22 protein-coding genes are annotated in these 21,523 nt (G+C 64.6%); 1 reads left to right on the forward strand and 21 read right to left on the reverse strand.

Annotated features, from left to right (window positions below; genetic code table 11):
• The first annotated feature begins 1 nt into the window (after nt 1).
• On the forward strand, nt 2–1,291 hold the full coding sequence (locus tag ACK1VC_RS05435) for a hypothetical protein (protein WP_449117871.1): 1,290 nt from the start codon (nt 2–4) through the stop codon (nt 1,289–1,291).
• A 37-nt stretch (nt 1,292–1,328) separates the two neighbouring features.
• Here ACK1VC_RS05435 and qhpG read toward each other — a convergent pair whose 3' ends face one another.
• The 21 genes from qhpG to ACK1VC_RS05540 all read right to left on the reverse strand — a co-directional run bounded on the left by qhpG (nt 1,329) and on the right by ACK1VC_RS05540 (nt 21,367).
• Nucleotides 1,329–2,621, reverse strand: a complete 1,293-nt coding sequence (qhpG, locus tag ACK1VC_RS05440; protein ID WP_197884222.1) for a flavin-dependent monooxygenase QhpG — start codon at nt 2,619–2,621, stop codon at nt 1,329–1,331.
• Nucleotides 2,614–3,291: a subtilisin-like serine protease QhpE gene (gene qhpE, locus ACK1VC_RS05445; protein ID WP_023047185.1), complete on the reverse strand. Its 678-nt coding sequence runs from the start codon at nt 3,289–3,291 to the stop codon at nt 2,614–2,616. The genes qhpG and qhpE overlap by 8 nt, the downstream gene beginning before the upstream one ends.
• On the reverse strand, nt 3,281–5,014 hold the full coding sequence (locus tag ACK1VC_RS05450) for an ABC transporter ATP-binding protein (RefSeq protein ID WP_016487334.1): 1,734 nt from the start codon (nt 5,012–5,014) through the stop codon (nt 3,281–3,283). Before ACK1VC_RS05450 ends, qhpE begins: the two co-directional genes overlap by 11 nt.
• A gap of 2 nt (nt 5,015–5,016) precedes the next feature.
• The gene (locus ACK1VC_RS05455) at nt 5,017–6,927 is read right to left on the reverse strand and encodes a sigma-54-dependent Fis family transcriptional regulator (RefSeq protein WP_191086649.1); all 1,911 of its coding nucleotides are present in this window, start codon (nt 6,925–6,927) and stop codon (nt 5,017–5,019) included.
• Nucleotides 6,928–7,176: 249 nt separating this feature from the next.
• Entirely contained in the window at nt 7,177–7,416 is a 240-nt protein-coding gene (locus ACK1VC_RS05460) for a hypothetical protein (protein WP_024717550.1), read from the reverse strand.
• A gap of 444 nt (nt 7,417–7,860) precedes the next feature.
• The gene (locus ACK1VC_RS05465) at nt 7,861–9,240 is read right to left on the reverse strand and encodes a hypothetical protein (RefSeq protein WP_095115269.1); all 1,380 of its coding nucleotides are present in this window, start codon (nt 9,238–9,240) and stop codon (nt 7,861–7,863) included.
• Nucleotides 9,241–9,373: 133 nt separating this feature from the next.
• Nucleotides 9,374–10,225 (reverse strand): CsgG/HfaB family protein, encoded by an 852-nt coding sequence (locus ACK1VC_RS05470; protein ID WP_016487338.1) that lies wholly within the window; start codon nt 10,223–10,225, stop codon nt 9,374–9,376.
• A 34-nt stretch (nt 10,226–10,259) separates the two neighbouring features.
• Nucleotides 10,260–10,673: a curli assembly protein CsgF gene (locus ACK1VC_RS05475; protein WP_016487339.1), complete on the reverse strand. Its 414-nt coding sequence runs from the start codon at nt 10,671–10,673 to the stop codon at nt 10,260–10,262.
• Nucleotides 10,670–11,071, reverse strand: coding sequence for a curli production assembly/transport protein CsgE (gene csgE, locus ACK1VC_RS05480; protein WP_016487340.1), 402 nt, complete (start codon nt 11,069–11,071; stop codon nt 10,670–10,672). Before csgE ends, ACK1VC_RS05475 begins: the two co-directional genes overlap by 4 nt.
• Nucleotides 11,068–11,595 carry a type II secretion system protein gene (locus tag ACK1VC_RS05485; RefSeq protein WP_060517942.1) on the reverse strand — a complete coding sequence of 176 codons (528 nt, stop codon included), beginning with the start codon at nt 11,593–11,595 and terminating at the stop codon, nt 11,068–11,070. The genes csgE and ACK1VC_RS05485 overlap by 4 nt, the downstream gene beginning before the upstream one ends.
• On the reverse strand, nt 11,570–11,944 hold the full coding sequence (locus ACK1VC_RS05490; protein WP_043197484.1) for a type II secretion system protein: 375 nt from the start codon (nt 11,942–11,944) through the stop codon (nt 11,570–11,572). The genes ACK1VC_RS05485 and ACK1VC_RS05490 overlap by 26 nt, the downstream gene beginning before the upstream one ends.
• Before the next feature lie 5 nt (nt 11,945–11,949).
• Complete coding sequence (locus ACK1VC_RS05495; RefSeq protein ID WP_191086651.1) at nt 11,950–12,429, reverse strand: type II secretion system protein; 480 nt, start codon at nt 12,427–12,429, stop codon at nt 11,950–11,952.
• Nucleotides 12,426–14,291: a secretin N-terminal domain-containing protein gene (locus ACK1VC_RS05500; protein WP_191086652.1), complete on the reverse strand. Its 1,866-nt coding sequence runs from the start codon at nt 14,289–14,291 to the stop codon at nt 12,426–12,428. The genes ACK1VC_RS05495 and ACK1VC_RS05500 overlap by 4 nt, the downstream gene beginning before the upstream one ends.
• The gene (locus tag ACK1VC_RS05505; protein WP_060517944.1) at nt 14,288–14,812 is read right to left on the reverse strand and encodes a hypothetical protein; all 525 of its coding nucleotides are present in this window, start codon (nt 14,810–14,812) and stop codon (nt 14,288–14,290) included. Before ACK1VC_RS05505 ends, ACK1VC_RS05500 begins: the two co-directional genes overlap by 4 nt.
• A complete protein-coding gene (pilO, locus tag ACK1VC_RS05510; RefSeq protein WP_016487346.1) occupies nt 14,812–15,375 on the reverse strand; it encodes a type 4a pilus biogenesis protein PilO in 564 nt (187 codons plus the stop codon). The genes ACK1VC_RS05505 and pilO overlap by 1 nt, the downstream gene beginning before the upstream one ends.
• Nucleotides 15,362–15,904 carry a pilus assembly protein gene (locus tag ACK1VC_RS05515; RefSeq protein ID WP_191086653.1) on the reverse strand — a complete coding sequence of 181 codons (543 nt, stop codon included), beginning with the start codon at nt 15,902–15,904 and terminating at the stop codon, nt 15,362–15,364. The genes pilO and ACK1VC_RS05515 overlap by 14 nt, the downstream gene beginning before the upstream one ends.
• Before the next feature lies 1 nt (nt 15,905).
• Complete coding sequence (locus ACK1VC_RS05520) at nt 15,906–16,685, reverse strand: hypothetical protein (protein ID WP_024717552.1); 780 nt, start codon at nt 16,683–16,685, stop codon at nt 15,906–15,908.
• Nucleotides 16,669–18,342 carry a GspE/PulE family protein gene (locus ACK1VC_RS05525; RefSeq protein WP_191086654.1) on the reverse strand — a complete coding sequence of 558 codons (1,674 nt, stop codon included), beginning with the start codon at nt 18,340–18,342 and terminating at the stop codon, nt 16,669–16,671. The genes ACK1VC_RS05520 and ACK1VC_RS05525 overlap by 17 nt, the downstream gene beginning before the upstream one ends.
• A gap of 61 nt (nt 18,343–18,403) precedes the next feature.
• Nucleotides 18,404–18,937, reverse strand: coding sequence for a response regulator (locus ACK1VC_RS05530; protein WP_016487349.1), 534 nt, complete (start codon nt 18,935–18,937; stop codon nt 18,404–18,406).
• A 249-nt stretch (nt 18,938–19,186) separates the two neighbouring features.
• Nucleotides 19,187–19,828, reverse strand: a complete 642-nt coding sequence (locus ACK1VC_RS05535; RefSeq protein WP_095115261.1) for a SurA N-terminal domain-containing protein — start codon at nt 19,826–19,828, stop codon at nt 19,187–19,189.
• 12 nt (nt 19,829–19,840) lie between these two features.
• Nucleotides 19,841–21,367: an ABC transporter substrate-binding protein gene (locus tag ACK1VC_RS05540; protein ID WP_191086655.1), complete on the reverse strand. Its 1,527-nt coding sequence runs from the start codon at nt 21,365–21,367 to the stop codon at nt 19,841–19,843.
• Between the last annotated feature and the right edge of the window lie 156 nt (nt 21,368–21,523).

The following is a 21,523-nucleotide window of genomic DNA, read 5'->3' on the forward strand; positions in this document are numbered from 1 at the left end:
GTTGGCCCTGCTGCTCGCCGCACCCGCCAGCCAGGCCCACGCGCTGTACAACCAGAACGGCACCACCCTCAACGCCGACCTCGAAGCCCTGTTCGGCGCCTTCCACAGCGACGAAAGCTTCAATCAGGCCGGCAACCGCCAACCAGGCAGCACCGCCTGGCAAGAGGGTTACGTCAAGTACGGCCTCAGCGCCAGCCAGGCTTTGGCCGATAGCGGCACCCTCTACGGCGCCTTCAACCTGCTAAGTTCCGCCACCTGGGGCGATGGCGACGCCGCCGGCCTGACCTTGGGCGATGAGCGCCGCACCGCCATCGAAGACCTGTACCTGGGCTGGCGCTCGGCCAACCTGTTCCCGGCCCTGGGCGAAGACGGGGTAGACATCTCCGGTGGCCGCCAGGTGGTGACATTGGGTGACGGCTTCCTGATCCAGGGCGACCCGGTGAACCTGGGCAAGGCCGACCTGGGCGCCAACTTCGACCGCGGTGGTGCCTACTACCTGGCCGCACGCAAAGCCTTCGACCGCACCGCCGTGCTGCGCCTGGGCGGCAAACAGGGTTGGCGCGGCGACCTGATGTGGCTGAAGTCCGATAACCATTACCAGGCCGACACCTCCCTTGCGGTAGCCAACCTGGAACACGTCACCGCTGCCGGCACGGTGGGTTTGAGCTGGATCCGCGGCCTGGACGTGGACCAGCGTTACGCGCAGATCATGGGCCTGCAACACCGCGACGGCATGGACACCGCCAGCCTGCGCGGCCGCGGCAACCTGGGCGTGAAAGACCTGGAGCTGGCGGGCGAATACGTGACCCAGGACAAGACCGGCGGGCGCGAGAATGCCTGGTACCTGGAGGGCAACTGGACCTTCTCCGAGCTACCATGGACCCCCACCGCCACCTACCGCTACAGCCACTTCTCGGAAGGCTTCGACCCACTGTTCTACGGCCTGAGCCGGGGCTATGGCACCTGGTTCCAGGGTGAGGTGGCAGCCAACTATGCCGGGCCGTTCAACAAGAACAGCCAGGTGCACCACGTGGCGCTGAAAGGCAAGCCACGGGACAACCTGACCGTCGGCGCGCTGTACTTCGACTTCGATACGCTGGACACCGACCAGGGCAACCTCGGCGGGCGGGAGCTGGACCTGTATGTCGAATGGATGGTCAACGACCATCTCCTGATCAGCCCGCTGGTGGGGTTCTACAAGCCTGAGCGCAGTGCGGCCAATGGCGGTACGCAGCTGGGTGGGACGGACACCGGGACCTATATGCAACTAGTAGTCGGGACCTTCTTCTGATTCAAGATTCTGGGGCTGCTTTGCAGCCCCGGCAATCTCAAGCCAGGCCCTGCTCCATCAGCCACCGCCGCACCATCCTCTGCTGTTCACCCGCAAGCCCCGACAACACGGCCTCAACAGGCCGGCCACTACGTATTTCCCGCAGTACAGGCGCCAACTCCACGCCCTGCAAATGCCACACCCCCAACGGCTGATCCGGCGTTACCACCACCTCGGCCGCCTCCACCAGACCGTCCCGCAGCACCGGCCGCCGCTCAACCCGTACGGCCTGCCGGTCAGCCGCCTGATGCAGTGGCTGCGCATCCGGCCAGCTTTGGCGCCTGGCCCAGAACGAGTGCCCCGCCCGCTCCTGCTCCTGCCCGTAGAAATCCCGCCCGATACGGGCAAAGCGCAAGAACAGCTGCTCGACCCGCTGCTGGTGAAACTGGCACGCCAACTCGGCCCGTTCAGGCCTGCGCAGCAACGTATTGATTACCACCGGTGCTTGTAACGCAGAAGACAGCGACTGGAAGATCCCATTGCCCGACAGCGGGTCAACCGCCATCGCCGCATCACCCACCCGTATCCAGTCCTGCCCGACACATTCGCCCGCCAAAATCGCCGTACTGCTGCGCGCATGCACCTGTACTGGCACCCGCGCCCTCTCATCGAACAGCTCGGCCACCAGCGTGCTGCTGGCACGCCGCGCCGCGCAGTAATCTGCCAATCCGAGCTTGCCCGGCAGCCCACCGGCGTCCAGGGTGGCTTGCCAGTAGCAGCGGCCATCTTCCAGGCGGGCCATCCAGGCCCAGCCATCCTCCAGGCTTTCCACTGCCGACGCAGGCGCCCTAGGGCTACCCTGCCAGACGTTGAGCAGGCTGACCGTTTCCGGCCCGCGCAGGCGGTCCGCAGCCAGCGGTGCCTGGCGCCCTCGAGCCTCGACGAGAAAATCAGCGATCAGGACTTGCCCATCATCCAGACGGACTTGATGATTGCCCTCATGCGTGACCTCGCGCACCCGCCCCTCAACCACGCTTACACCTGCACGCTGAAGGTCGTCGCGCAGCGCCCGGTCAAACCGTTGCCGATCCAGCAAAAATTCCTGGTTCATTTGCAGGTGCTGGCCGTTCCAGTGCACCTGCCGGGTGGCCGGCATGGCTGCCTGGCTCAAGGCGCCGCCCAGGCCTGCGTGGCGCAAGCCCTCCAACACCCGCAAAGAAACACCTTCGACCGCGGCGAACCGGCGCCACTGCGACACCACAGTGACCGCATAGCCCAGGCGCCGCAAGCCGATGGCCGTGGCGGCCCCCGCAGGGCCGGCGCCCAGTACCACAATGCGCGATTCAGTCATGGCTGGCACCTCGTCGCTCCGGGCCGGTGAATGCGGCATTGCTGCGCAACCAGTCGTGCACCCGCTGACAGTTCATACCCGGCTCCTCACGCATCAGCGCCGCGATCCTGCCGCTCAAGGCTGCACAGCCCAAACTCGCGCCTGCCCTGCTACCAGCCCCGACGTAACCGCCAAAGTCCGCCTGCCGGGTGCCAAGCCAGGACCACTGGCCGGGCGCGCAACGGGCATCACCGGTAACCCGGAGCACCCCGGGGTAGCTGGCCGGGTACACCGGCCCACCCTGTGCCGGGCTGGATGCACACAACAGCACACCCGCAGCCAACGCCTCAGCGCAAGCCTGGTGCAGTACAGGCCGGTCCTGCTGCAAGCCGAGGCTGAGGTTGACCAGCGTTGCCCCCGACTCCACCAGCCACAGCAGTGCGGCCGCCACCTGCAAGGCACTGGTGCTGGCCTGATCGCTGAACACCTGCGCCACCAGCAACGGCACGGGGCCAGCTTCGCGTCGCAGGCCTGCAAGTACTGCACTGCCATGCCCTAGCAGGTCGGGCAGCCTCTCGCCTTCACGCAGCTGGCCGTCTTCCAGCCAGAAACGCCGGGAGCCAAGCAAACCGCTGGCCTGCTCCGGCGAGCAGCCACTGTCGATGATGCCAACGCGCACGTCAGTGGCCATGTTTGACCGCCTCCTGCGCCAGCACCTGTAGCTGGCCATCATGCAGTTGCAAGTGCAGGTCGGCATCGGCCAGTGTCGACGCACGGTGGCTGATCAGGATCCGCGTGCGGCCGACGAACAATTGGTCAATGGCCGCGATCACCTCGCGCTCGGTGGCTTCGTCCACCGCCGAGGTGGCCTCGTCCAGCACCAGAATCGCCGGGGCCTGCAGCACTGCGCGGGCAATGGCAATGCGTTGCTTTTGCCCACCAGACAACTGCTGGCCACGCTCGCCCAACAGGCCGTCCAGGCCCAACGGCAGGCTTTCGACCAGGCTATCCAGTCGCGCCAGGCGCACTACGCGCTCCAGTTCTGCACGGCTGGCTTCGGGCACACCGTAGGCCAGGTTTTGCGCGAGGGTGCCACGGAACAGCACGATGTCCTGGCTGACCACCGCGATGCGTCGACGCAGCGCAGCCAGGTCCAGGTCGCGCAAGTCGATGCCATCCAGCAGGATACGCCCGGCGTCCGGGTCATAAAAACGTTGCAGCAGGTCGATCAGGGTCGACTTACCCACCCCCGAAGCCCCCCTGATGGCCACCTTGAGCCCGCCCGGCACGCACACCTGCACATTGCTCAGCACGGCGCCCTGGCGCCCTTCATGGGCAAAGCTCAGCGCCTCCAGGCGCAATTCGCCAGGCCCGTCGGGCATGGGCTGCGGGTGGGCGGCCGGGCGCACGGCCACGGCCTCGCGCTTGAGCTCCATCACCCGCCCCAGGCTCACCGCCATGCGCTGCACCGCCACGTACAGGCCAAGCAGGCTCTGCACCGGGCCGACTGCCATGCCCATGTAGGTGGAAAAGGCGATCAGCGCGCCCAATTGCCAGGTCCCCTGAATCACCCACCAGCCGCCAACCAGAAACGCGCAAGCGCGGCACCAGGAGGTGAGCGTGCCGGGGATGGCCTGGGTGAAGAACTCGGTCACCTGCACTTTCAGCAGCTGACGCATGTAGCCCTGGCCAAGCGCGTCCAGGCGCCCTGCCTCGCGGCTTTGCTGGCCGGCCGCCTGGATGAACTTCATCGCCGGCAAGGTCTCGACCAAAAACGAAGACACATCCGCCGAACGCTCGCGCAGGCTGCGCACCTCGCGCTCAACCTTGCGCCGCATCCAGCGCAGCCACAGCACCTCGATCGGCACCAGCAGCGCCAGCAACAGCGACAGCTGCCATGACAGCATCAGCATCAACGCCACCGCGCCCACCAGGCCAATGACGGCGGATACAGCCGAGAACAGCGAATCCACGGCAAAGCGCTGGATCTCTGCCACATCGCCATCCAGCCGCGAAAGAATGTCGCCCATGCGCCGCCGCCCATAGAACGTCGGCGACAACTGCTGCAGGTGCCGGTACAGGTCATCACGCAGGGCAAACAGGATGCGCCCGGACAGCCGCGTGTGCAGGTAGCGGTTGACCCCGGCCAGCACCGTGCCCAACAGCCCCGCGCCGATCATGATCGCCGCCATGTGCCAGAGGGTCTGGTAATCCTTGGCCAGCAGCCCCTCGTCAATCAGCGTCTTGACCAGCCAGGGCTGCGCCAGCGCCAGCAGCGAGGCGCCCAGCGACAAGCCGAGCAACAGGCCGATGGCACGTTGATGCGGGCGCACGAAACCATACAGCCAGGCCAGCGCCTGGCGCATGAGTGCAGGGTCACTGGAGTCCACCAGCCTTGCGAACAAGGGGCCCATGGTCAGCCGCGCAACTGTTTGAGCTTGCGGTACAGCGTCGCCCGGCTGATCCCCAGTGCCTCGGCCGCGGCAGAAACGTTCCCCTGGTGGCGCGCCAAGGCGCCGCGAATCAATTCCAGTTCGTTGTCCTTCAGGCTGCCGGAGGGCGCCGTGCCGCTGGCCAGTTCGTCCAGCAGGCAATCGGTGAGGTGGTCCAGGGTCAGCACCTGCTCGCCGTCCTCGCGCATGGCCAGCGCCGTGCGCACTACCATTTCCAGCTGGCGAATGTTACCCGGCCAGTCGAAGCCTTCGAGCAACGCGGCCAGTGCCGGGTCCAGGGTTACGCCACGGGCATCGGCCTTGTCCAGCAGGCCCTGGATGATCTGCACCAGGTCATCACGCTCGCGTAGCGCCGGCAAGCGCAGTGATACGCCGTTGACCCGGTAGTACAGGTCTTCGCGGAAGTGCTGCTCCTGTACCAGGCGCTTGAGGTCGCGGTGGGTGGCGCAGATCAGCGCCACATCAATGTCCTGCTCGTCGCCGGCCCCCAGCGGCGCCACCCGGCGTTCCTGCAATACCCGCAGCAGGCGCGCCTGCAAGGCCAGCGGCATGTCGCCGATTTCGTCAAGGAACAGCGTGCCACCATGAGCCTGCATCAACCGCCCGACCATGCCGCCCCGCCGGGAGCCTGTGAAGGCGCCCTCGCGGTAGCCGAACAGCTCGGACTCGATCAACCCTTCGGGGATGGCGGCGCAATTCACGGCCACAAACGGTTTGTCAGCGCGCGGGCTGGCCTGGTGCAGGGCCCGGGCGACCACTTCCTTGCCGGTACCGGTCTCGCCCAGCAGCAACACCGGCAGGCCATTGCCCAGCCCCTGGCGAGCCATGCGCAGGTTGCGCGCCAACCGTGGGTCACCACCGGCCAGGGCGTCGAGTGGCGGCGACTGCTTGCCCAGCGTCGGCTTGCTGGCCGGCGTGCTGCCATTGACCCGGCCATGGCGCGGCAACTGCAGGGCACGGAAGTAGAACTCGCCCTTGGCCGTTTGCACACTGCTCACCCCGCCCTGCCACAGGCGCGCAATAAACGCGGGTGAGCGTTCGCCGAGCAGGTCCGTACTGCGCCGGCCAATCAGCTCGGGGCGCGGCACCTGCAACAACTGGCAGGCACTGTCGTTGGCAGCCAGCACCTCGCCATCAAGGCTCAGTGCCAGCAGGCCATGCCAGGCACTGTTGAGGTATTGCGGGCGGTTGTGGAAGGCCAGCACCAGTTGCTCTGGGTGGCACAAACCGAACAGGCGGCTCTCGATATTGCCGGCGGCCAGCATCAGTGTCGACAGGCTGTCCTGCGGTTGCGCCATTATCCCTTCGCGCGTGATGTCGAGCACGCCGATCACCTCACCACGCGGGTCACGCAGGGGGACCGAGGTGCAGGAAAACGGGCTGAGGCGGTCAAGGTAGTGTTCGCCGCAGTTGATCAGCGTCGGGCGGCCTTCTACAACGGCCGTGCCGATGGCATTGGTGCCGCGCAGCGACTCGCTCCAGCAACTGCCCGGGTGCAAGTCGCGCAGGCCCTCGCGTTGCAGCACATGCTTCTGCCCTTCGATGGCCAGCACATTGGCCTGGGCGTCGCCGAGGATGACGATACCGGCCTTGCCCTGACGCGCGACCAGGTAATCCAGTTCCGGGGTAACGGCGTCGACCAGCAAGCGGTTGCGCTCCAGCAGCATACGCAGGTCGTGGCCCTGCGCCAGGCCCAGGCCGACCTGTTCACCCTGCAGGCAATCCAGGCCATGGCCCAGGCTGCGGCGCCACGACGCGTCGATCTCGTCGCGCAGCATGCCCAGCGGCAGCTCGCCTTCGCTGGCCAGCTTCAGCCGGGCCTGGCGGGATTCATGCAGCGGGTCGTGGGCGTTTGTTATTAGTTGTCGCGCCATTTTCTTCTCCGGCTGTGCCCTGCAAGGTGGCGGGGTACGGGCTTGGGAATTTTCCGCAGTGTGCGGGAGAAAAAGCTGGGCGTCATCTGGTTGATGGGTTGAGGGGGGGTGCCCTTGTGTCGCAATCGGGCTGCAAAGCAGCCCCGGAATGTCAGCCATGATGCACATATCGCCGGGGCTGCTCTGCAGCCCGTTCGCGACACGAGGCCGCTCAGAGACCGCGTGATCTTAAGAGCGGCGCTTTACCGCTTAAAGTGGGCTTGCCCTCAACCCCTTCACGGTCAACTGTTGCCCCTCTACCCCATCCAGCAGCGCCTCCACCACCGCCTTGGCCGAATCCAGCCCATGGTCGTTGCTCAACAGCAGATCACGACAGGTCCCCTTGGCCAATTCCAACGCCTTGAGGTTTGTCGCAAACGCCCCTTTCAGCAACGTGGACAGGTGCACTAGCGCATCTTCGTAGTCCACCCCAGAACGCACGGCAAACAACGGCGGATGGCTGCATTCGCAAGTCGAGAAGCTGGAAGACGCCGTGGTGGCGCGGGCGGGGGGATCAGGTAAGCCTTTTGTCATTGTGTCGCTCCTTGATTCACTGGAGCCGCCACAAATCGCTACCAAACGAAAGGGTGACGGCTGTACGCAGGTTGGTAGACCGGGAATCAAGGAAACCGGCGCGCACGAAGGCGCCCTACGCACAGCCGCCATAAAACGAAACAGCCGGGCACAAAAAAGCGCCAACTGTATCGCAGAGCGGGCGCTTGTGCGCCTTGATTGATCGCGGGCTACCAAACCCGGCTGCTGGATTGACAGCAGCGGGCAAAGACTACCGGGGTCAGGGAAGGGTTTCAAGCTTAGGGCATGTGTAGTAACACTTCTGTTGGCCGCACCGGCTGCTTCGCGGTCTTTCCCACGGTGCGACCAACATAAAGGCTGTTATCGCGCTTGCGCCTGCGTGACTTTCAGGTTGTCTATGACCATTCTCGGGTTCTCGCCATCTTCAACCATATAAAGGTGCAGGATTTCAGGGCCGTCGACCGTAAGTTCATCCGATCCATAATGCATACCTTCACGGTCATTCAGCAGCCTGTGGTTGTCGGTAAACGAGAGATCTCTTGTGCATACATCACTGCAGCCCCAGTCGTAACTGACGCGGCGACGCCCGTTACCAGGCAGTAAAATCTCGGTTGAACCTTCAAACTTGAGATGTTTTGCGCTTATCGAGCTTCCACCGCCCCCGTGCGAGTCATCGCTGACTTCCCCCGTGCCATGCAATATGAATGTCGATCCGTCAACTTTGAATTCTTTTCGCTCACCGATCTGCTCGGATTCAAAATCAACGTCAGAGGTGACGATGGGTCTTCCCACCGCCTGGTCTTCCTCATCGTAGGTAAACTGCATGACCTGGTCCTTTGCCGTAGGAAGCTTGATTCGGATGACAGGAACCGCCTGGCCATAAGCTGCGTGATAACGGACCTGGTCAAATTGCGCCAGCAATCCCGCTTGCGTTTGCCCCTCCACATAGAAAAATGCATACAAAGGCAAGTCTGCGCCCACGCCAACTTTCCATACGGGGAGCAAAATCTCGTTGTAGCCCATCCATGCGTCTGCGCTCAACCCCGCCCTGACTTTTATCGGCATCTCGAACCACTGCGCCTTCATGTTAGCGGGGGCTTCGCGCAGGTCCCATCCGCAGACTCTGGACTTCACAATGTCATCGTCGCTGTACGTTGCCAGCCACGCATCGGCATCCGTTACACCGACTTTCTGGCACGCATCGGTGGTGGCTTCAAACCCGTCTTGCGGTCCGCACCCGTTCGCCGTATCGCGGTTGTCCGTTCCGCCATCTATTGGGAACGTGCACAACACCTCAAGATCGCGAATCTTGTTGTGCGGGATGGCCTGCAGTGGCGGAAATAAAAAACCATTGAAGCGTTCCGCCGCCCTGCCAAAGTTGGTATCGCGGCGCGCCCAGGAAAACGCGATGGCGCCTTTGTCCAGGTGCTTCTGGCTCGGGTCCCAAGGTAGAAAGTCTGGGCTGAAGCCCGTGGCACGCATTTCGATACCGCTGCACAGGTAACTCGGTTTATCAGGGCCGCCGCAGTCTTCGGTAACGGAGTCATACCAAACCTTGAGTTGCGCGATTACCTGCTCCCCGCGCTTGTTCAGCGCGGTCAACTGCTGAGACTTGGCTGTTTCACTTATCAATAACTGGGTCTGTGCGACTGGGCGGGGAGCCTGCACAAAGGGCGTGTGCGCCCCGCAACCGACCAAACTACCAATGATTAAAAACAGCAGCCACATTCGAGTCAGCATCACCAAGCACCTTTTCCAAATAGTCTCAGCCTGCACATTCAGATAGGTCACAGGCGTTGGTGCTATTTGCTCACAGGAAAAAAGTGATGCCTACTGGCAGTTCTATCAGGTGCCGCAGGGGCTGTCAGGCCAGTCAAGGCTGCTGATTCTGGCTCAGAAACTTGTCCACCGTAGCGTTGCCCTGCCCCGCATCCCCCGCCACCTGCCACAGCCGCCGTTCAATCCCTTGCGCCAGCAAGTGCCCCACCGCCGATTCAATCGCCGACAGCACGCACAGCTGTGCCGGTTCGTTGGTGGTATAGCCCACCTCAGCTTCCAGCAGCTTCTTGAACTCGATGAACTTGAACACCCCGGCGCTGCGGCCGACCGAATAGATGGTCTTGCTGGTCATCACGTTGGCCAGCACCTGCCCGGTGCGCACATCCACCGCGCGCAGGTTCACGGTCACCTGGTCCACCCGGTACTCACGGGAAATGTCTATCCCCAGGTAGCGGGCGCCTTCGCCGCCGCTGCGCACGTTGGTGTCGTAGGCGATGATGCCGCCCTCCAGCATCAGGTTGGCGGCCTGCAGCGGTGGCAGTTCGCCCATGATGTTTTCCGCTACATCCGGCTTTTTCTGCGAAGCACGGATGATCTTGCGCTCGGTCAGCAGGTTCTGCAGCCCTTCACGCTCCAGCACCACGAACCAGCCACTGGCACTCAAGGCATCCATCAGCATGCTGGCTGCACCCTGGGTGACACTGGTGGAGAACGAACTGGCCGGGGTGGGTTTGTACTGCCCGGTCTGGTCACGGAAGCCATACACCACTGCCATCAGCCGGCCTTTGGGCCGTGGCATGTTGATCAGGTCGTAGTAAGTCGAGGCGCGTGGGGTCAGGGTCGGGGTTTCCGAGTCCTGTTCGGCCGACATGGGTTCGCGCAGGCTGCAACCACTTTGCAGGCCCAGGGCGGTGAGGATCAGCAGCGTGCTCAGCAGACGTTTCATGGTGTTCTCTCCCCAACATAAAAGCCCTTCCCTCTCAGGGGTTCAGGCCGCTGACCTCAATGATCGAAATCTCGCCTGTGGCACGATCGGTGACCTTGATGCTCAAGGCCCCGGAATCGTCGATGACGTCGATGAGAAACGCGTCGGTCGCCATGCTGCCGGTGCTGCCGTTACTGATGTTGTCCAGCAACTGCGACAACATCCGCGACTCCAGCTGGTTGCTGAAGCGCTCCAGGGCCGTGGTGCCGGTAAAGGCCGAGGCACGGTCCTTGAGGTCGGGGTCGTCGTAGTCGTTCTGCGCCTGGGCGTTGTTCAGCAGCCAGGTGCCGTTCAACGGGTTGCCGCCAAAGGCCGGGTTGACCGGGGTGTACACCAGCTCGGTGGCCTGGGCAGCGCAAGCGCTGGCCAGCAGGCAGGCGGCAATGCAACGTGGAATGCGGTGGTTCATAGCTCGTCCCTCTCCAAGTCAGTGGTGTCCTGTAGCAGGCGTTGCAGCTTGCGTTGAATGATTTGCTGCTTGACCAGGTCGGCGGCTGCCACGGCCTCGTCTTTGAGCTCGGTGGTGTTCGGTGGCAGAAAGCGGCGGTACATCACCTCACGCTCGAACTCCACGGTGACCAGGCTGCCCCAGCGGGCATCCGGGCGTTCGCGTACCACCAGGTTGAAGTCCAGGCGGCTGGTGGCACGCAGGCGGTCGGCGAAGTAGTAGTAAAAGTCGTGGCCGATGTGCGAAATGGTGTTGTCGACGATAAAACCCTGCATCTCGTCTTCAACACCCGCCTTGGCCGAGGTGGCCAGCCCCGCCATCAGCAGCAGGCTCAGGCATAACGCAGCCAGGCGGCTCATGGCGTATCTCCCGGGCCTGCATGGGTCTGCACGCCCCCTGCACTGTCGGTAAACGCCTGCTCGGCAACGAACTGCCAGTCGCTGTAGTGCTCCAGCCCTTCAAAACCACTCCATTCGGCGCTGAAGCCACTGCGCTTGAACGGGGTAGCGTCCGAGCGGCTGTGCACCCCGGTGATGCGGCCGTCGATCGAGCGCAGCAGGCCCCACTCGTCGCTGTTGGTGATGGGGTCGGGGTACAGCCGACGAATGTGCCGCTGGGCCTGCGGAAAGCGGTTGTCCTGCAGCAGGTCGGCCAGCGCCTGCGGGTACTGGGCCAGGCCCGGCGAGGCACGGTAGTAGCTGCGCAAGGCCTGGGCGTACTGGCTGCCCACCCACAGCAGCTGGCGCTCGCGATCACGCTGGGCGGCGCTGGCCCAGATCGTGCCAGTGGCGGCCAGGGCCACGCTGCTGACCGCAATCAGCAGCAGCACACCCAGGTAGGTGAAGCCGCGATCGGCCTTACCATTCAGCGAAGAGGCTGCCATCACGCGCCCTCCCTGTGGCACCGCTCTTGATATCCGCCACGCCGCCGGCCACGCCTTCGGGCGGTGGCACCAGCTGCCAGGCATCGCTGCGCTCGGTGATCGGGTCGACCGGGGTGTTGCGCAGGTAACGTTGCTCCACCAACTGCTCCAGCGAGTCTGGGTAGTGGCCGGTGTCGCCGTAGTAGTGGTCAAGTGACTCGCGCAGCACCGCCAGGCTTTGGCGCAGGGTGGCTTCGCGGGAGCTTTCCAGGCTGTTGAAGTAGCGCGGCATGGCAATGGTCAGCAGCGTGGCGATGATCGCCATGACCACCAGCAGTTCGATCAGGGTGAAGCCTTTGCTGCGTTTCATGGCTGTCACCATTGCCCGTAGGGAATGTTGTTGAGGCCTTTGCCGCGGGCCCTGGAATACACGTCAAACACGTCTTCGCCTTCACGCGGGCTGTCGGGGCTGCTGTCGTAGGCGCGCAGACCCCAGCCGCCTTGGTCTTCATCCTTGGCCGCCAGCAGCGGGTCATGCGGGATGCGCCGCAGAAAGTAGAACTTGGCGCCCTTGGCACTGCGCACATCGCGCACACCGTCCACCAGTACCTGCAGGTTCGGCGGATAGCCACTGACGTCCAGGCGCTTTTCGATGTAGCCAGCATCGAACGCCCGCTTGTAGGCATCGATGGCATCGCGTATCTGGTACAGCGCCTCGCGCAGTTGCTGCTCCTTGCCACGGCGGACCACGGTTTCGGTCAACGGCGCGGCCATGCTGGCCAGCAGCCCGAGCAGTGCCAGGGTCAGCACCACTTCGATCAGGCTGAAACCCTGCAGGTGGCGGCGCGCTTTCATGGCCGTGGGCTGCCGTTGACCGGGGCGACCGCCATCTGGCTGTCGACCACGGGCGCGTCGGTGGCCGGCGCATTGCCGGGCGCCTCCATCGGCGGTAGCGGTGCCATCTGGCGCACCTGCATGGCCGACTCGGTACCGGTGGAAAACTCCATGTCCGACGGGCTCTGGTACGGCAGGTTGCGCACGATGCGCGGGGTGATCGCCAGCACCAGCTCAGACTTGCTCATGTCGTCCTTGTTGCTGCCGAACAGCCGGCCCAGGCCGGGGATATCTCCCAGCCCCGGGATCTTGTTGCCGCTGGCGTTGTGGTCGTTGCGCACGAGGCCGGCCAATACCTGGGTTTCGCCATCGTGCAGGCGCAGGGTGGTCTGGGCGTTGCGGGTATCGACCTGGACCGGGATGGTGCCCTGGCGGGTAGCCTCCAGCGGGGTGGCGTTGCTGACTTCCAGGGCCACCTTGATCGCCACTTCGTTGTTCAGGTGCACGGTGGGCTGCACTTCAAGCTTCAGGCCCACGTCCAGGTAGGTGACACTTTCGGTAATCACCGGGCCCTGGGTGGACGGCACCGACGTGGCGCTGATGATCGGCACGCGCTGGCCGATGTGAATGCGTGCCTGCTCACGGTTGCTGACGCGGATCACCGGGCTGGCCAGGGTATTGATGTCCTTGTCCTGGGCGTTGATCTTGGCCTGTGGTGCCGGCGAGATGCTGATGCGGCTGGAATCGATGCCGCGCAGCTGGTCGAGCACGCTCACCGACTTGCCGTCGGACGTCAGCACGCCGAAGGTGTTGGGCCACTGCAGGCCAAGGTCGAGGATGCGCGAGGTAGCCACTTCCATCACCTCCACCTCCAGTACCACCTCGGGGTTGGACTGGTCCTGCGACTGCAGCAGCTTCTCGGCCATGCGCACGGCATCGGGGGTGTCGCGCATGGTCAGGGTGTTGAGGCGCTCGTCCACGAACACGTCGCGGGTCTTGAGCATGGTCTTGACCATGTTCAGCGCGGTGTTGGCGTCGATGCTGGTGAGGTAGAAGGTGCGCATGACCAGTTCCTGGTAATCCTTGGTCTTCTGCGGCGAGTCGGGGTAGACCATCAGGGTGTTGTCATTGACGATCTTCTGGCGCAACTGGTTTTGCTCCAGCAGCAGCGCCACCGCGTCCTCGATACGCACTTCACGCACGAAGATGGTGGCCTTCATGTCCGGGCGCAGGTCTTTGTCGAAGATGAAATTGATGCCGGCAACCTGGGACAGCACTTCGAAAATGGTCTTCAGGTTGGCATCGCGAAATTCCAGGGTAACCGGCCGATCCAGCTTGCTGCGCAGCTGCGGAAAGGGCTGCGCGGTGCGCGCCTGGACGTTCTCGATGTCGCTGCGCAGGGCAATGCCCTTCTGGTTTTGCGGGTCCAGGCGCAGCACTTCGCGCATGTAGCGCTCGGCGCCGAACAGGTCGCCCTGGCGCAATGCTGCCTGGCCCAGGGCCACGCGCTCGTCCAGGGTTCGGATCAGCTCCAGCTGGCGCGTACCTTCCTGGGCACGGCGGTTGTTCGGCTCCAGGGTCAGCACCCGGCCATAGCCCATGCGGGCGTTGGCAAAGTCATGGCGGATGCGGTCGGCATCGGCCTGGGTCAGCAGTGCCTCCACGGCGGCCTGGCGGCTGTGGGCCAGGGCGATGTTCAGCTCGGTGTCACGCGGGTCATCGCGCAGGGCCTCTTCCAGCCGGGCAATGCCAGCTTCGTACTGGCCCTCCTTCATCAACTGGTCGCTGTCATTGCGTACCGCGCTGGAGCCGCAGCCGGCAATGGCCACGCACAACGCCAAAAGCAGGAACGGAGCAGGCTTGCACAGCTTTGACGACTTCATGGTGCGCTCCCGACAGACAAGGTCTGTGACTGGTGCAAAGGCAGGTAGACCAGGTTCAGCTCACTGGCCGATACCCGATCGAGGCGATAGGTGTCTTCGATGACGTCGCCCTGGCGCACGACGTAGAGTTTTTCGCCGCTCTGCAGAAAGATCTGCAGATCGTCGTTGTTACCCATGCGGCCGATGAACTGGAACGGTAGCGCCGGCGCGGTCGGCGCTGCGGCCACGATGGGCGCGACAGCCACGGGTTGTTCGGTGACGGTGGCCAGGGCTTGGGGTTTGCTCCATTGCTGGGTTGGGAACAGATCTCGGGAGGCCTGTTCCGGCCCTTTCGCGGCTAAAGCCGCTGCCACAGGTTCGGCGTTGCCCACAACGCCTGTGGGAGCGGCGGTGCGGCGATCCGACTTGCCCGCGAAGGCCGCAACGCTGTCTTCCTGGCCGAACCAGTGCCCGGGTGCCCAGGCGATGGCTGCGCTCACGCCAAGAAAGCTGGCCCAGATCACTGCACGTTGTGTGTTCATCATGACCTCGACAGGTAAAGGGTCATGCGCAGGCGGGCATTCAGCTCGCTGTCGCCGATGCGTTTGCGTTGCAGCTCAAGGTCTTCCAGCACCACGGTCGGCAGCTGCTTCAGCAGGCTTTTGAGAAAGCCGCGAATCTGCGGGTAGCTGCCGCGCACCGGCAGCACGATCTGGTAGCGCGCCAGCTGGGTCTTGGGATCAATGCCCAGGGCGTACTCACCGCGCGCCAGGCTGATGTGCTCGGCGCTGGCCAGGTGGTACAGGCGCTCGATCAGCTCGCTGGCCTGGGGCTGCCCCGGCAGTTGCTGGCGAAGGCTGTCGAGGGCTTGCTGCTCGGGCTTGACGGCGATCTTCACCTCGCCACGCTTGACCCGCTCGACCTGGACGCTGGCGTCCGCTTCGGTGGCGCGCAGTTCGCGCACGCTTTGCCACTGCGGCAGCACCCCGGCGCACACCACGCCCACCACCAGCAGGCCCACGGCGGCGGCAGCCAGGCCAACCGGGCCGATGCGGTGGAGGCGTTCCTGAAGGATAAGGCTGTTCAGTGATTCAAGGGCGGGCATGGCCGGTCTCCCAGGTCGCAGTGAGGGTGAAGCGCACCGGGTGCTCAGGCTGCGCGGCCAACACCTCGTGGTTCAGCAGCGATACATCGCTGAGCTCGTCGCTGGCTTCCAGCCGCTGGTGGTACTGCAGCATCGCCTCGAGGTTGCGTGCTTCAGCGGCGACGCGAACCTGGCCTTTACGCGCGTCCGGGGTCAGGCCAAGCAGCGCGACATCGTCTTGCGGCAAGGCTTCGAGCATGGCGAACAGCTGCTGCCATGGGCGTTGCAGTTGTTGCGACACACTGCGCATCTGTGCCAATCGCTCGGTCTGCTCACGGCTGGCAGCGGTACTTAGCGGGGCAGTGGTAGCCGGGCGGCGGCCCAGTTGCAGCTCCAGGCTGTGCACGCTGGCCTCAAGGTCTGCCTGCTCGGCCTGCAATTGCTGTTGCAGCAGCACCAGGCCGGCGACCATGGCGCAGCCCAGGGCCAGCAGCGACCAGGCCAGCGGGCCGCTGCGCCGGGGCTGGAAGTCCAGTTCAAGGCGGCGCATGTCAGGCCACCGCCCGCCACATGGCGCACAGGGGGTCGGCTTCGCTGGCCGGCTGGCACAGCTGCACCGCCGCCAGTTGCGGCACGTCGCCCCGGCCCGGGGCATGCAGGTACACCCGCGGCAGGTGCTCGCCATACAGCTCGCAGGTGCGCTCGATCAGTGCTTGCAGGGCCTGGTCGCTGTCGGCGCAACCTTGCGTCAGCACTTGCTGCCAGGCGCCGCCGGCAGCCAGCAACAGCACGCTGCGGCGCGGCTCGGCCAGCACGAACAGGAAGTCGCCCTGCTGCAGCTGTGGCGAGCAGCGGTTGTAGGCGGCCATCAGGTACGGTTGCACCGAGCGCAGGCTCAGGCGGCTTTCCCGGCCCAGCGCCTGCAACCGTTGCAGCAGTGCGTCGGGCAGCGCTGTAGCGATGCGGGCGGCGCCGGCAGGCTCGGGCGACAGCACGATGCGCCAGTCGTCCAGCGGCTGGCCGTAGAGGTTTTCGAAGCAGGCCCGGGCGTAGGCGTCCAGCTCGCGCGGGTGGCCGATGGCATCACTCCATGGCACCAGGCAGAAGCGGCTGTAGCGGGCCGACAGCAGCACCCGCAACTGGGCGCCACGTACGGCGTGCTCGGCCAACAGACCGGCCAGCGCGTCGACGGCGGGTTCCCAGGCGGGCTGGGCGCCATCGCAACTGAACCCGCAGGTGCCCAGCCACTGGTGTTGGTGTTTGTGCCAGCAACCCAAGCCGACACCCTCGGCGCCCAAAACAGCGCAGAAACGATCAGATGAATGTGACACGGTTGATCTCCTCAAGGGTGGTGCGGCCGTCGCGGACCAGGTCCAGGGCCGAGGCCCGCAGCAGGCGCAGGCCGCGCTGGCAGGCGAGTGTCTTGATTTGCGACAGGGGGCGGCGCTCGACAATCATTTGCCGCAGGTCGTCATCCAGGTGCAGCAGCTCCGCGATCGCGCTGCGGCCGCGAAAGCCACTGCCACGGCACTGGCCGCAACCCTGCACGCGAACGAACCTCCAGCCGGCCACGCCTTCACGGCTCAGGCCCGAGCCATACAGGGTGTCGTCATCCACTTCGCAGGGGCTGGAGCAATGCGGGCAAGCCAGGCGGATCAGGCGCTGGGCCAACACTGCGTTCAATGCGGAGACGAAGCTGTAGGGGTCGACCTGCATCTGGCTGAAGCGGCCAATCACGTCGAACACGTTGTTGGCGTGGATGGTGGTGAACACCAGGTGGCCGGTCAGCGCCGACTGCACAGCAATTTGCGCGGTGTCCGGGTCGCGGATCTCACCGACCAGGATCTTGTCCGGGTCGTGACGCAAGATCGAGCGCAAGCCGCGGTCGAAGGTCAGGCCCTTCTTCTCGTTGACCGGGATCTGCAACACGCCGGGCAGCTGGTACTCGACCGGGTCTTCGATGGTGATGATCTTGTCTACGCCATGGTTGATCTCGCTGATCATGGCGTACAGGGTGGTGGTCTTGCCGCTGCCGGTGGGGCCGGTCACCAGGATCATGCCGTAAGGTTCAGCGGCCAGCCGGCGCAGGGCGCGCAGGGTTTCGTCGGCAAAGCCCAGGGCTTGCAACTGCACGCCACTGACCCGGTCGGACAAGTCCTGCTTGTCGAGCACCCGCAGTACGGCATCTTCACCAAAGATGCTAGGCATGATCGATACACGGAAGTCGATCTGCCGGTCGCCCACGGCAACCTTGAAGCGGCCGTCCTGGGGCACGCGTTTTTCGCCGATGTCCAGTTCGGCCATGACCTTGATGCGCGAGATGACCTGGTCGGCAAAGGCACTGCCACTGGCTTTGCCAGCGCCGTTTAGCACACCGTCGATGCGGTACTTGATGGTCAGGCCCTGGCCGGTCATGCCCAGGTGGATATCGCTGGCGTGCAGCTTGAGGGCGTCGTACAGGGTGGCGTTGACCAGCTTGACCACGCGGCTCTGGTCTTCGCTGATGCTGGCCAGCGACAGGCGCTGCAGCGGGTCGCCTTCGCTGCTGGCCTCGGCGTCATGGTCAAGGGCGTCCACGGCGTGGAAGCTTTCTTCATGACGGGCCAGGAATGTGGCCAGTTCGGCGGGGTGCGCCAGGTATAACGGCGCACCTTGCAGCACATCGTCGATCCAGGCCAGGCGGGCGGGGTCGAAGGGGTCGGCGAAAACGCCCAACAGCTGGCCGCCCTGCTCGATCAGCACGAATTCGCGCTTCAGGCACGCGGCGAGGCTGACCTTGTCAAAGCGCGGGCTGCTGGCCAGCAAGGTGTGGCTGGCCAGTACCGGGTAGTGCAGGGTCAGGCCCAGGCGCTGGATGAAGGTGTCGGGGCTGTCGCAGGCAAGGCGCTCGAGGCAGCTGAGCAAGCGCTCGTCGCTGGCTTGCAGGCGGGCCTGGGCCAGCAGGTCGCGGGGGTAGGCTGAGACTGTTGCATCGAATGCTTCTGGCATGGCCTGCGACTCCGCTCAGGGGGCGCGTCGCAGGCTGGCTCAGCCAGGGATGCGGGCGCCGCTATTCCCCTGTGAGCAGTTGATCGTCGTCGGGCCTCGGGGGCTTGCCGCCATTACACCGGCGCTCAGCCAACACCCAGCTTCCATCGTACAACTGCAGGGGGAACGATTCGTTCCTGTTCTGGCGTCGTTCGACGAACCCGTCAGCCGGGTTGTCCGTGGCCCTGCGCCGGCGCTCGATGCCCATCAGGTCGAAGATCGCACGGGCCAGTTCCACCAGTGGAAACGGCTTGAACAGGACATGGCTCACACCCAGCTCGGCGGCTCGCTCACGCACCTCGACGGTGGGGTGGGCGGTAATCAGCATGAAGTGGCACTGCCTGTTCTTGCGTACAGCCTCCAGAACCTGAAAACCTTCCATGTCGGGCAAGCGGTAATCCAGCACGATGACTTGTGGGACCAGGCGTTCAGCCTGCTCGATACCACTGGCACCGTCGTGGGCAACATGAACTTCCAGGCCTTGCGCCTGCAGGTACGCTTGCAGGTTCTGCGCAAGAGTCTGTTCGTCATCGACTACCAATACTCTGTTCACCAAGGTCGACTCCCAAGAACTGCCCGGTTACCCGGTCTGCGAAGTGCGCCCTTGTAAAGGCTTGAGCAGGCTTCGTGCCAGGCGTGAAAAGTCATGTTGCGCCGTTGTAACTCATTGATTCGCTGAGGGTGCTGGCCAGCATCTGATACGCAGCAGGTAGCCGCACCCGCCCAGTTCCCCACAAGCGGGGAAAATGATGGCACATTGCCAAACCGTAAATCCCCAGCATTGGGGGAAACGCTATAAGGGGCCTCAGTCCGCGATCTCAACTGTAGCCGAAGCACGCAAACGTTGGCGCACAGACTGGCGCGCTTGCGCCTGCCGCTGATCGACAAGCGCAGCCCTGGCCAAGGCCAGGCCCTGTTCACGTATGACTGAAGGCTTATCATTTTGGTTCTGCGCTCCTTGCAGTCTTTCCTGGTTGGCATCATAGAACGCCTGCACTTCAGCCTGGCTCGGTGCTTCGACTGCGCTGAGCTGGGCATACACCTGCTGGGCCGCCATGTCTCGCCGGGTGTATTCACTGTACTGTGCCCTATCGAAGCCCGCCTGCGCCAGACGCCGTTCGAAAATGGCCGGGCTGCCAAACGCGGCTTCTACCTCGCCGACATGCGCCGACACCTGCTCGTCGCTGATGACGATGCCTTGGCGCCGCGCCTCCTGCCACAGCAGCTCCTTGTCGATCAGTTCGTCCAGGGCCTGATCGCGCAGGCGCTTGTACAGGCCCGGGTTGCGGATGCTGGTCACCGCGCGGCCCTGGGCGTCCAGGTACTCACTGAAATAGCGTTCCAGGCGCGTCAACCCGATCTCCACGCCATTGACCCGAGCCGCCGGTACATCGGCCCAGCTCGGCCCGGCCATTACCAGCAACAGGCACAGCAGCACACTACGCATGGCAACCTCCGCTCAAGGGCTGTCCGGCACCGGCCGGTACGGGGTGACTGCGGTGAAGTGCGGCCCGGGCAGGGCCACCGCCACCACATGGGCACCGGCCATGCCCTGGCGGCGACCGGGGCCAAAGCCCAGCGCCGGGGTCAGGCCGGTAGCCACATCGTGCAGGCCTTCCAGTGCGCCAATCAGTTGCTCGCGGCTGGCATCACGGCCGATCTGCTTGAGCGCTTCGCTCAGCAGGCGCAACGCGCACAGGGTATTGACCTGCAACGACGCCTGGCGTGGGTCCAGACCTTGGCGCTGCTGTAGCCCGGCGAGGGTAGCCAGGCCTTGCTCGGTCCAGTCTTCGGGTACATAGGGATAGGCCAGAAACACCCGTTGCGACCATTGTTCGGGCAAGCGCGCCACGGCGCTGGCCACTTGGCTGGACGCGGCGAACAGGTACGGCTTGCGGCCTGCTGCCTGCAATGCCGTCGCCAGTTCGGCAAATGCCTGGGCGCGGCCCAGGAATACAATTCCCTGCCCCTCCACGGCCTTGCCATCGAAGGCCTCAATGGTGGGGGGCGCCCAGCCTTGCTGCAACAGCCGCTCGCGTACCTCCTCGGCCGCGGCTGCCTGCTCGTTGCCGGCGTACACCACGCGCAAATCGCCCGGTGCCAGGCCCAAGGCTGCTCGGGCGTGGCCAGCCAGGCTCAGCAGTTGCGTAGGCAGGCCAGGCAGTGGGTCGAATATCTGTGCGCTGCCACCACTGCGCGGGGTGCTGCCGATCAGGGGCACATTCTGCGGTGCCAGCAAGGAGGCCAAACGCAGGTCGAGCATCGGTGCCAAGGGCGAAATCAGGGCGAACACGCGCTCGCGCTCCAGCAACTGCTGCAAGGCTTGCTCGGCGCTGGCCGGGTCTTCACCCGGGTCCAGCACGACCAGTTGCAGACGCCGCCCGTGAATGCCGCCTTGCTGGTTGAGTTGCGCCAGCCCGTCTTCCAGCACCGCGCGTACCACCAGCCCGACCTCGGCCAGCGGCCCGGAGGCAGGCAGCAAGGTGCCCAGGCGCAGTACGCCCTCCTCTATGCCGGGGTCGCGCTCCTCGGCCAGGCGCTTGAGGTAGGCGGTAAGGTTGCGCTGGTCGGCCAGGGTCAGTTCGAAGCGTGGCATGGCCGGGTCCAGGCGGTTGCCAGCCGGGTCTACACCCTGCTGGATGGCCCTGGCCAGGCTGCGGTCGGTATAAGCCGGGTAGCTGCGGCCGTTGGCTTCGCGTGCGCCCTGGCCTTGTGCCAGGCGTTGCCAGTCCAGGTTGGGGGGGCGCACGCCGCCTTCGGCGCGGCCACGGCCGTCGTTGCCGTGGCAGCTGGCGCAGGGCAGCACGCTGGCGGGCACACTGATGTCGCTGGCGCCGACCCGGGCCTGCAATTGTACATCGCTGCTGGAGACCCCTTCGCGGTAGAGGCGTTTGCCGGCTTGTTCGTTGGCAGTGAGATCAAAGGCCAGGGCTGAACTGCAGAGGCTGACACTGACGAGCAACACCATAAATTTTGCAGTGTTCATGCCGGCCTCTTCGCGGGGCAAGCCCGCTCCCACAGGATCAGCACAAGCCTGAGGGCTATGAAAAAACTGTGGGCGCTAACTTTTGCAGTGTTCATGCCGGCCTCTTCGCGGGGCAAGCCCGCTCCCACAGGATCAGCACAAGCCTGAGGGCTATGA

It is taken from the genome of Pseudomonas sp. XP2, from assembly GCF_053557975.1.

Coding starts and splice junctions, on each gene's coding strand:
- ACK1VC_RS05470 (WP_016487338.1), bottom strand. CDS start 10,225: ATGAAACGTCTGCTGAGCACGCTGCTGATCCTCACCGCCCTGGGCCTG.
- ACK1VC_RS05485 (WP_060517942.1), bottom strand. CDS start 11,595: ATGGCAGCCTCTTCGCTGAATGGTAAGGCCGATCGCGGCTTCACCTAC.
- ACK1VC_RS05495 (WP_191086651.1), bottom strand. CDS start 12,429: ATGAAAGCGCGCCGCCACCTGCAGGGTTTCAGCCTGATCGAAGTGGTG.
- qhpE (WP_023047185.1), bottom strand. CDS start 3,291: ATGGCCACTGACGTGCGCGTTGGCATCATCGACAGTGGCTGCTCGCCG.
- csgE (WP_016487340.1), bottom strand. CDS start 11,071: ATGAGCCGCCTGGCTGCGTTATGCCTGAGCCTGCTGCTGATGGCGGGG.
- qhpG (WP_197884222.1), bottom strand. CDS start 2,621: ATGACTGAATCGCGCATTGTGGTACTGGGCGCCGGCCCTGCGGGGGCC.
- ACK1VC_RS05455 (WP_191086649.1), bottom strand. CDS start 6,927: ATGGCGCGACAACTAATAACAAACGCCCACGACCCGCTGCATGAATCC.
- ACK1VC_RS05450 (WP_016487334.1), bottom strand. CDS start 5,014: ATGGGCCCCTTGTTCGCAAGGCTGGTGGACTCCAGTGACCCTGCACTC.
- ACK1VC_RS05505 (WP_060517944.1), bottom strand. CDS start 14,812: ATGAACACACAACGTGCAGTGATCTGGGCCAGCTTTCTTGGCGTGAGC.
- pilO (WP_016487346.1), bottom strand. CDS start 15,375: ATGCCCGCCCTTGAATCACTGAACAGCCTTATCCTTCAGGAACGCCTC.
- ACK1VC_RS05535 (WP_095115261.1), bottom strand. CDS start 19,828: ATGCGTAGTGTGCTGCTGTGCCTGTTGCTGGTAATGGCCGGGCCGAGC.
- ACK1VC_RS05515 (WP_191086653.1), bottom strand. CDS start 15,904: ATGCGCCGCCTTGAACTGGACTTCCAGCCCCGGCGCAGCGGCCCGCTG.
- ACK1VC_RS05490 (WP_043197484.1), bottom strand. CDS start 11,944: ATGAAACGCAGCAAAGGCTTCACCCTGATCGAACTGCTGGTGGTCATG.
- ACK1VC_RS05525 (WP_191086654.1), bottom strand. CDS start 18,342: ATGCCAGAAGCATTCGATGCAACAGTCTCAGCCTACCCCCGCGACCTG.
- ACK1VC_RS05475 (WP_016487339.1), bottom strand. CDS start 10,673: ATGAACCACCGCATTCCACGTTGCATTGCCGCCTGCCTGCTGGCCAGC.
- ACK1VC_RS05500 (WP_191086652.1), bottom strand. CDS start 14,291: ATGAAGTCGTCAAAGCTGTGCAAGCCTGCTCCGTTCCTGCTTTTGGCG.
- ACK1VC_RS05540 (WP_191086655.1), bottom strand. CDS start 21,367: ATGAACACTGCAAAATTTATGGTGTTGCTCGTCAGTGTCAGCCTCTGC.
- ACK1VC_RS05465 (WP_095115269.1), bottom strand. CDS start 9,240: ATGCTGACTCGAATGTGGCTGCTGTTTTTAATCATTGGTAGTTTGGTC.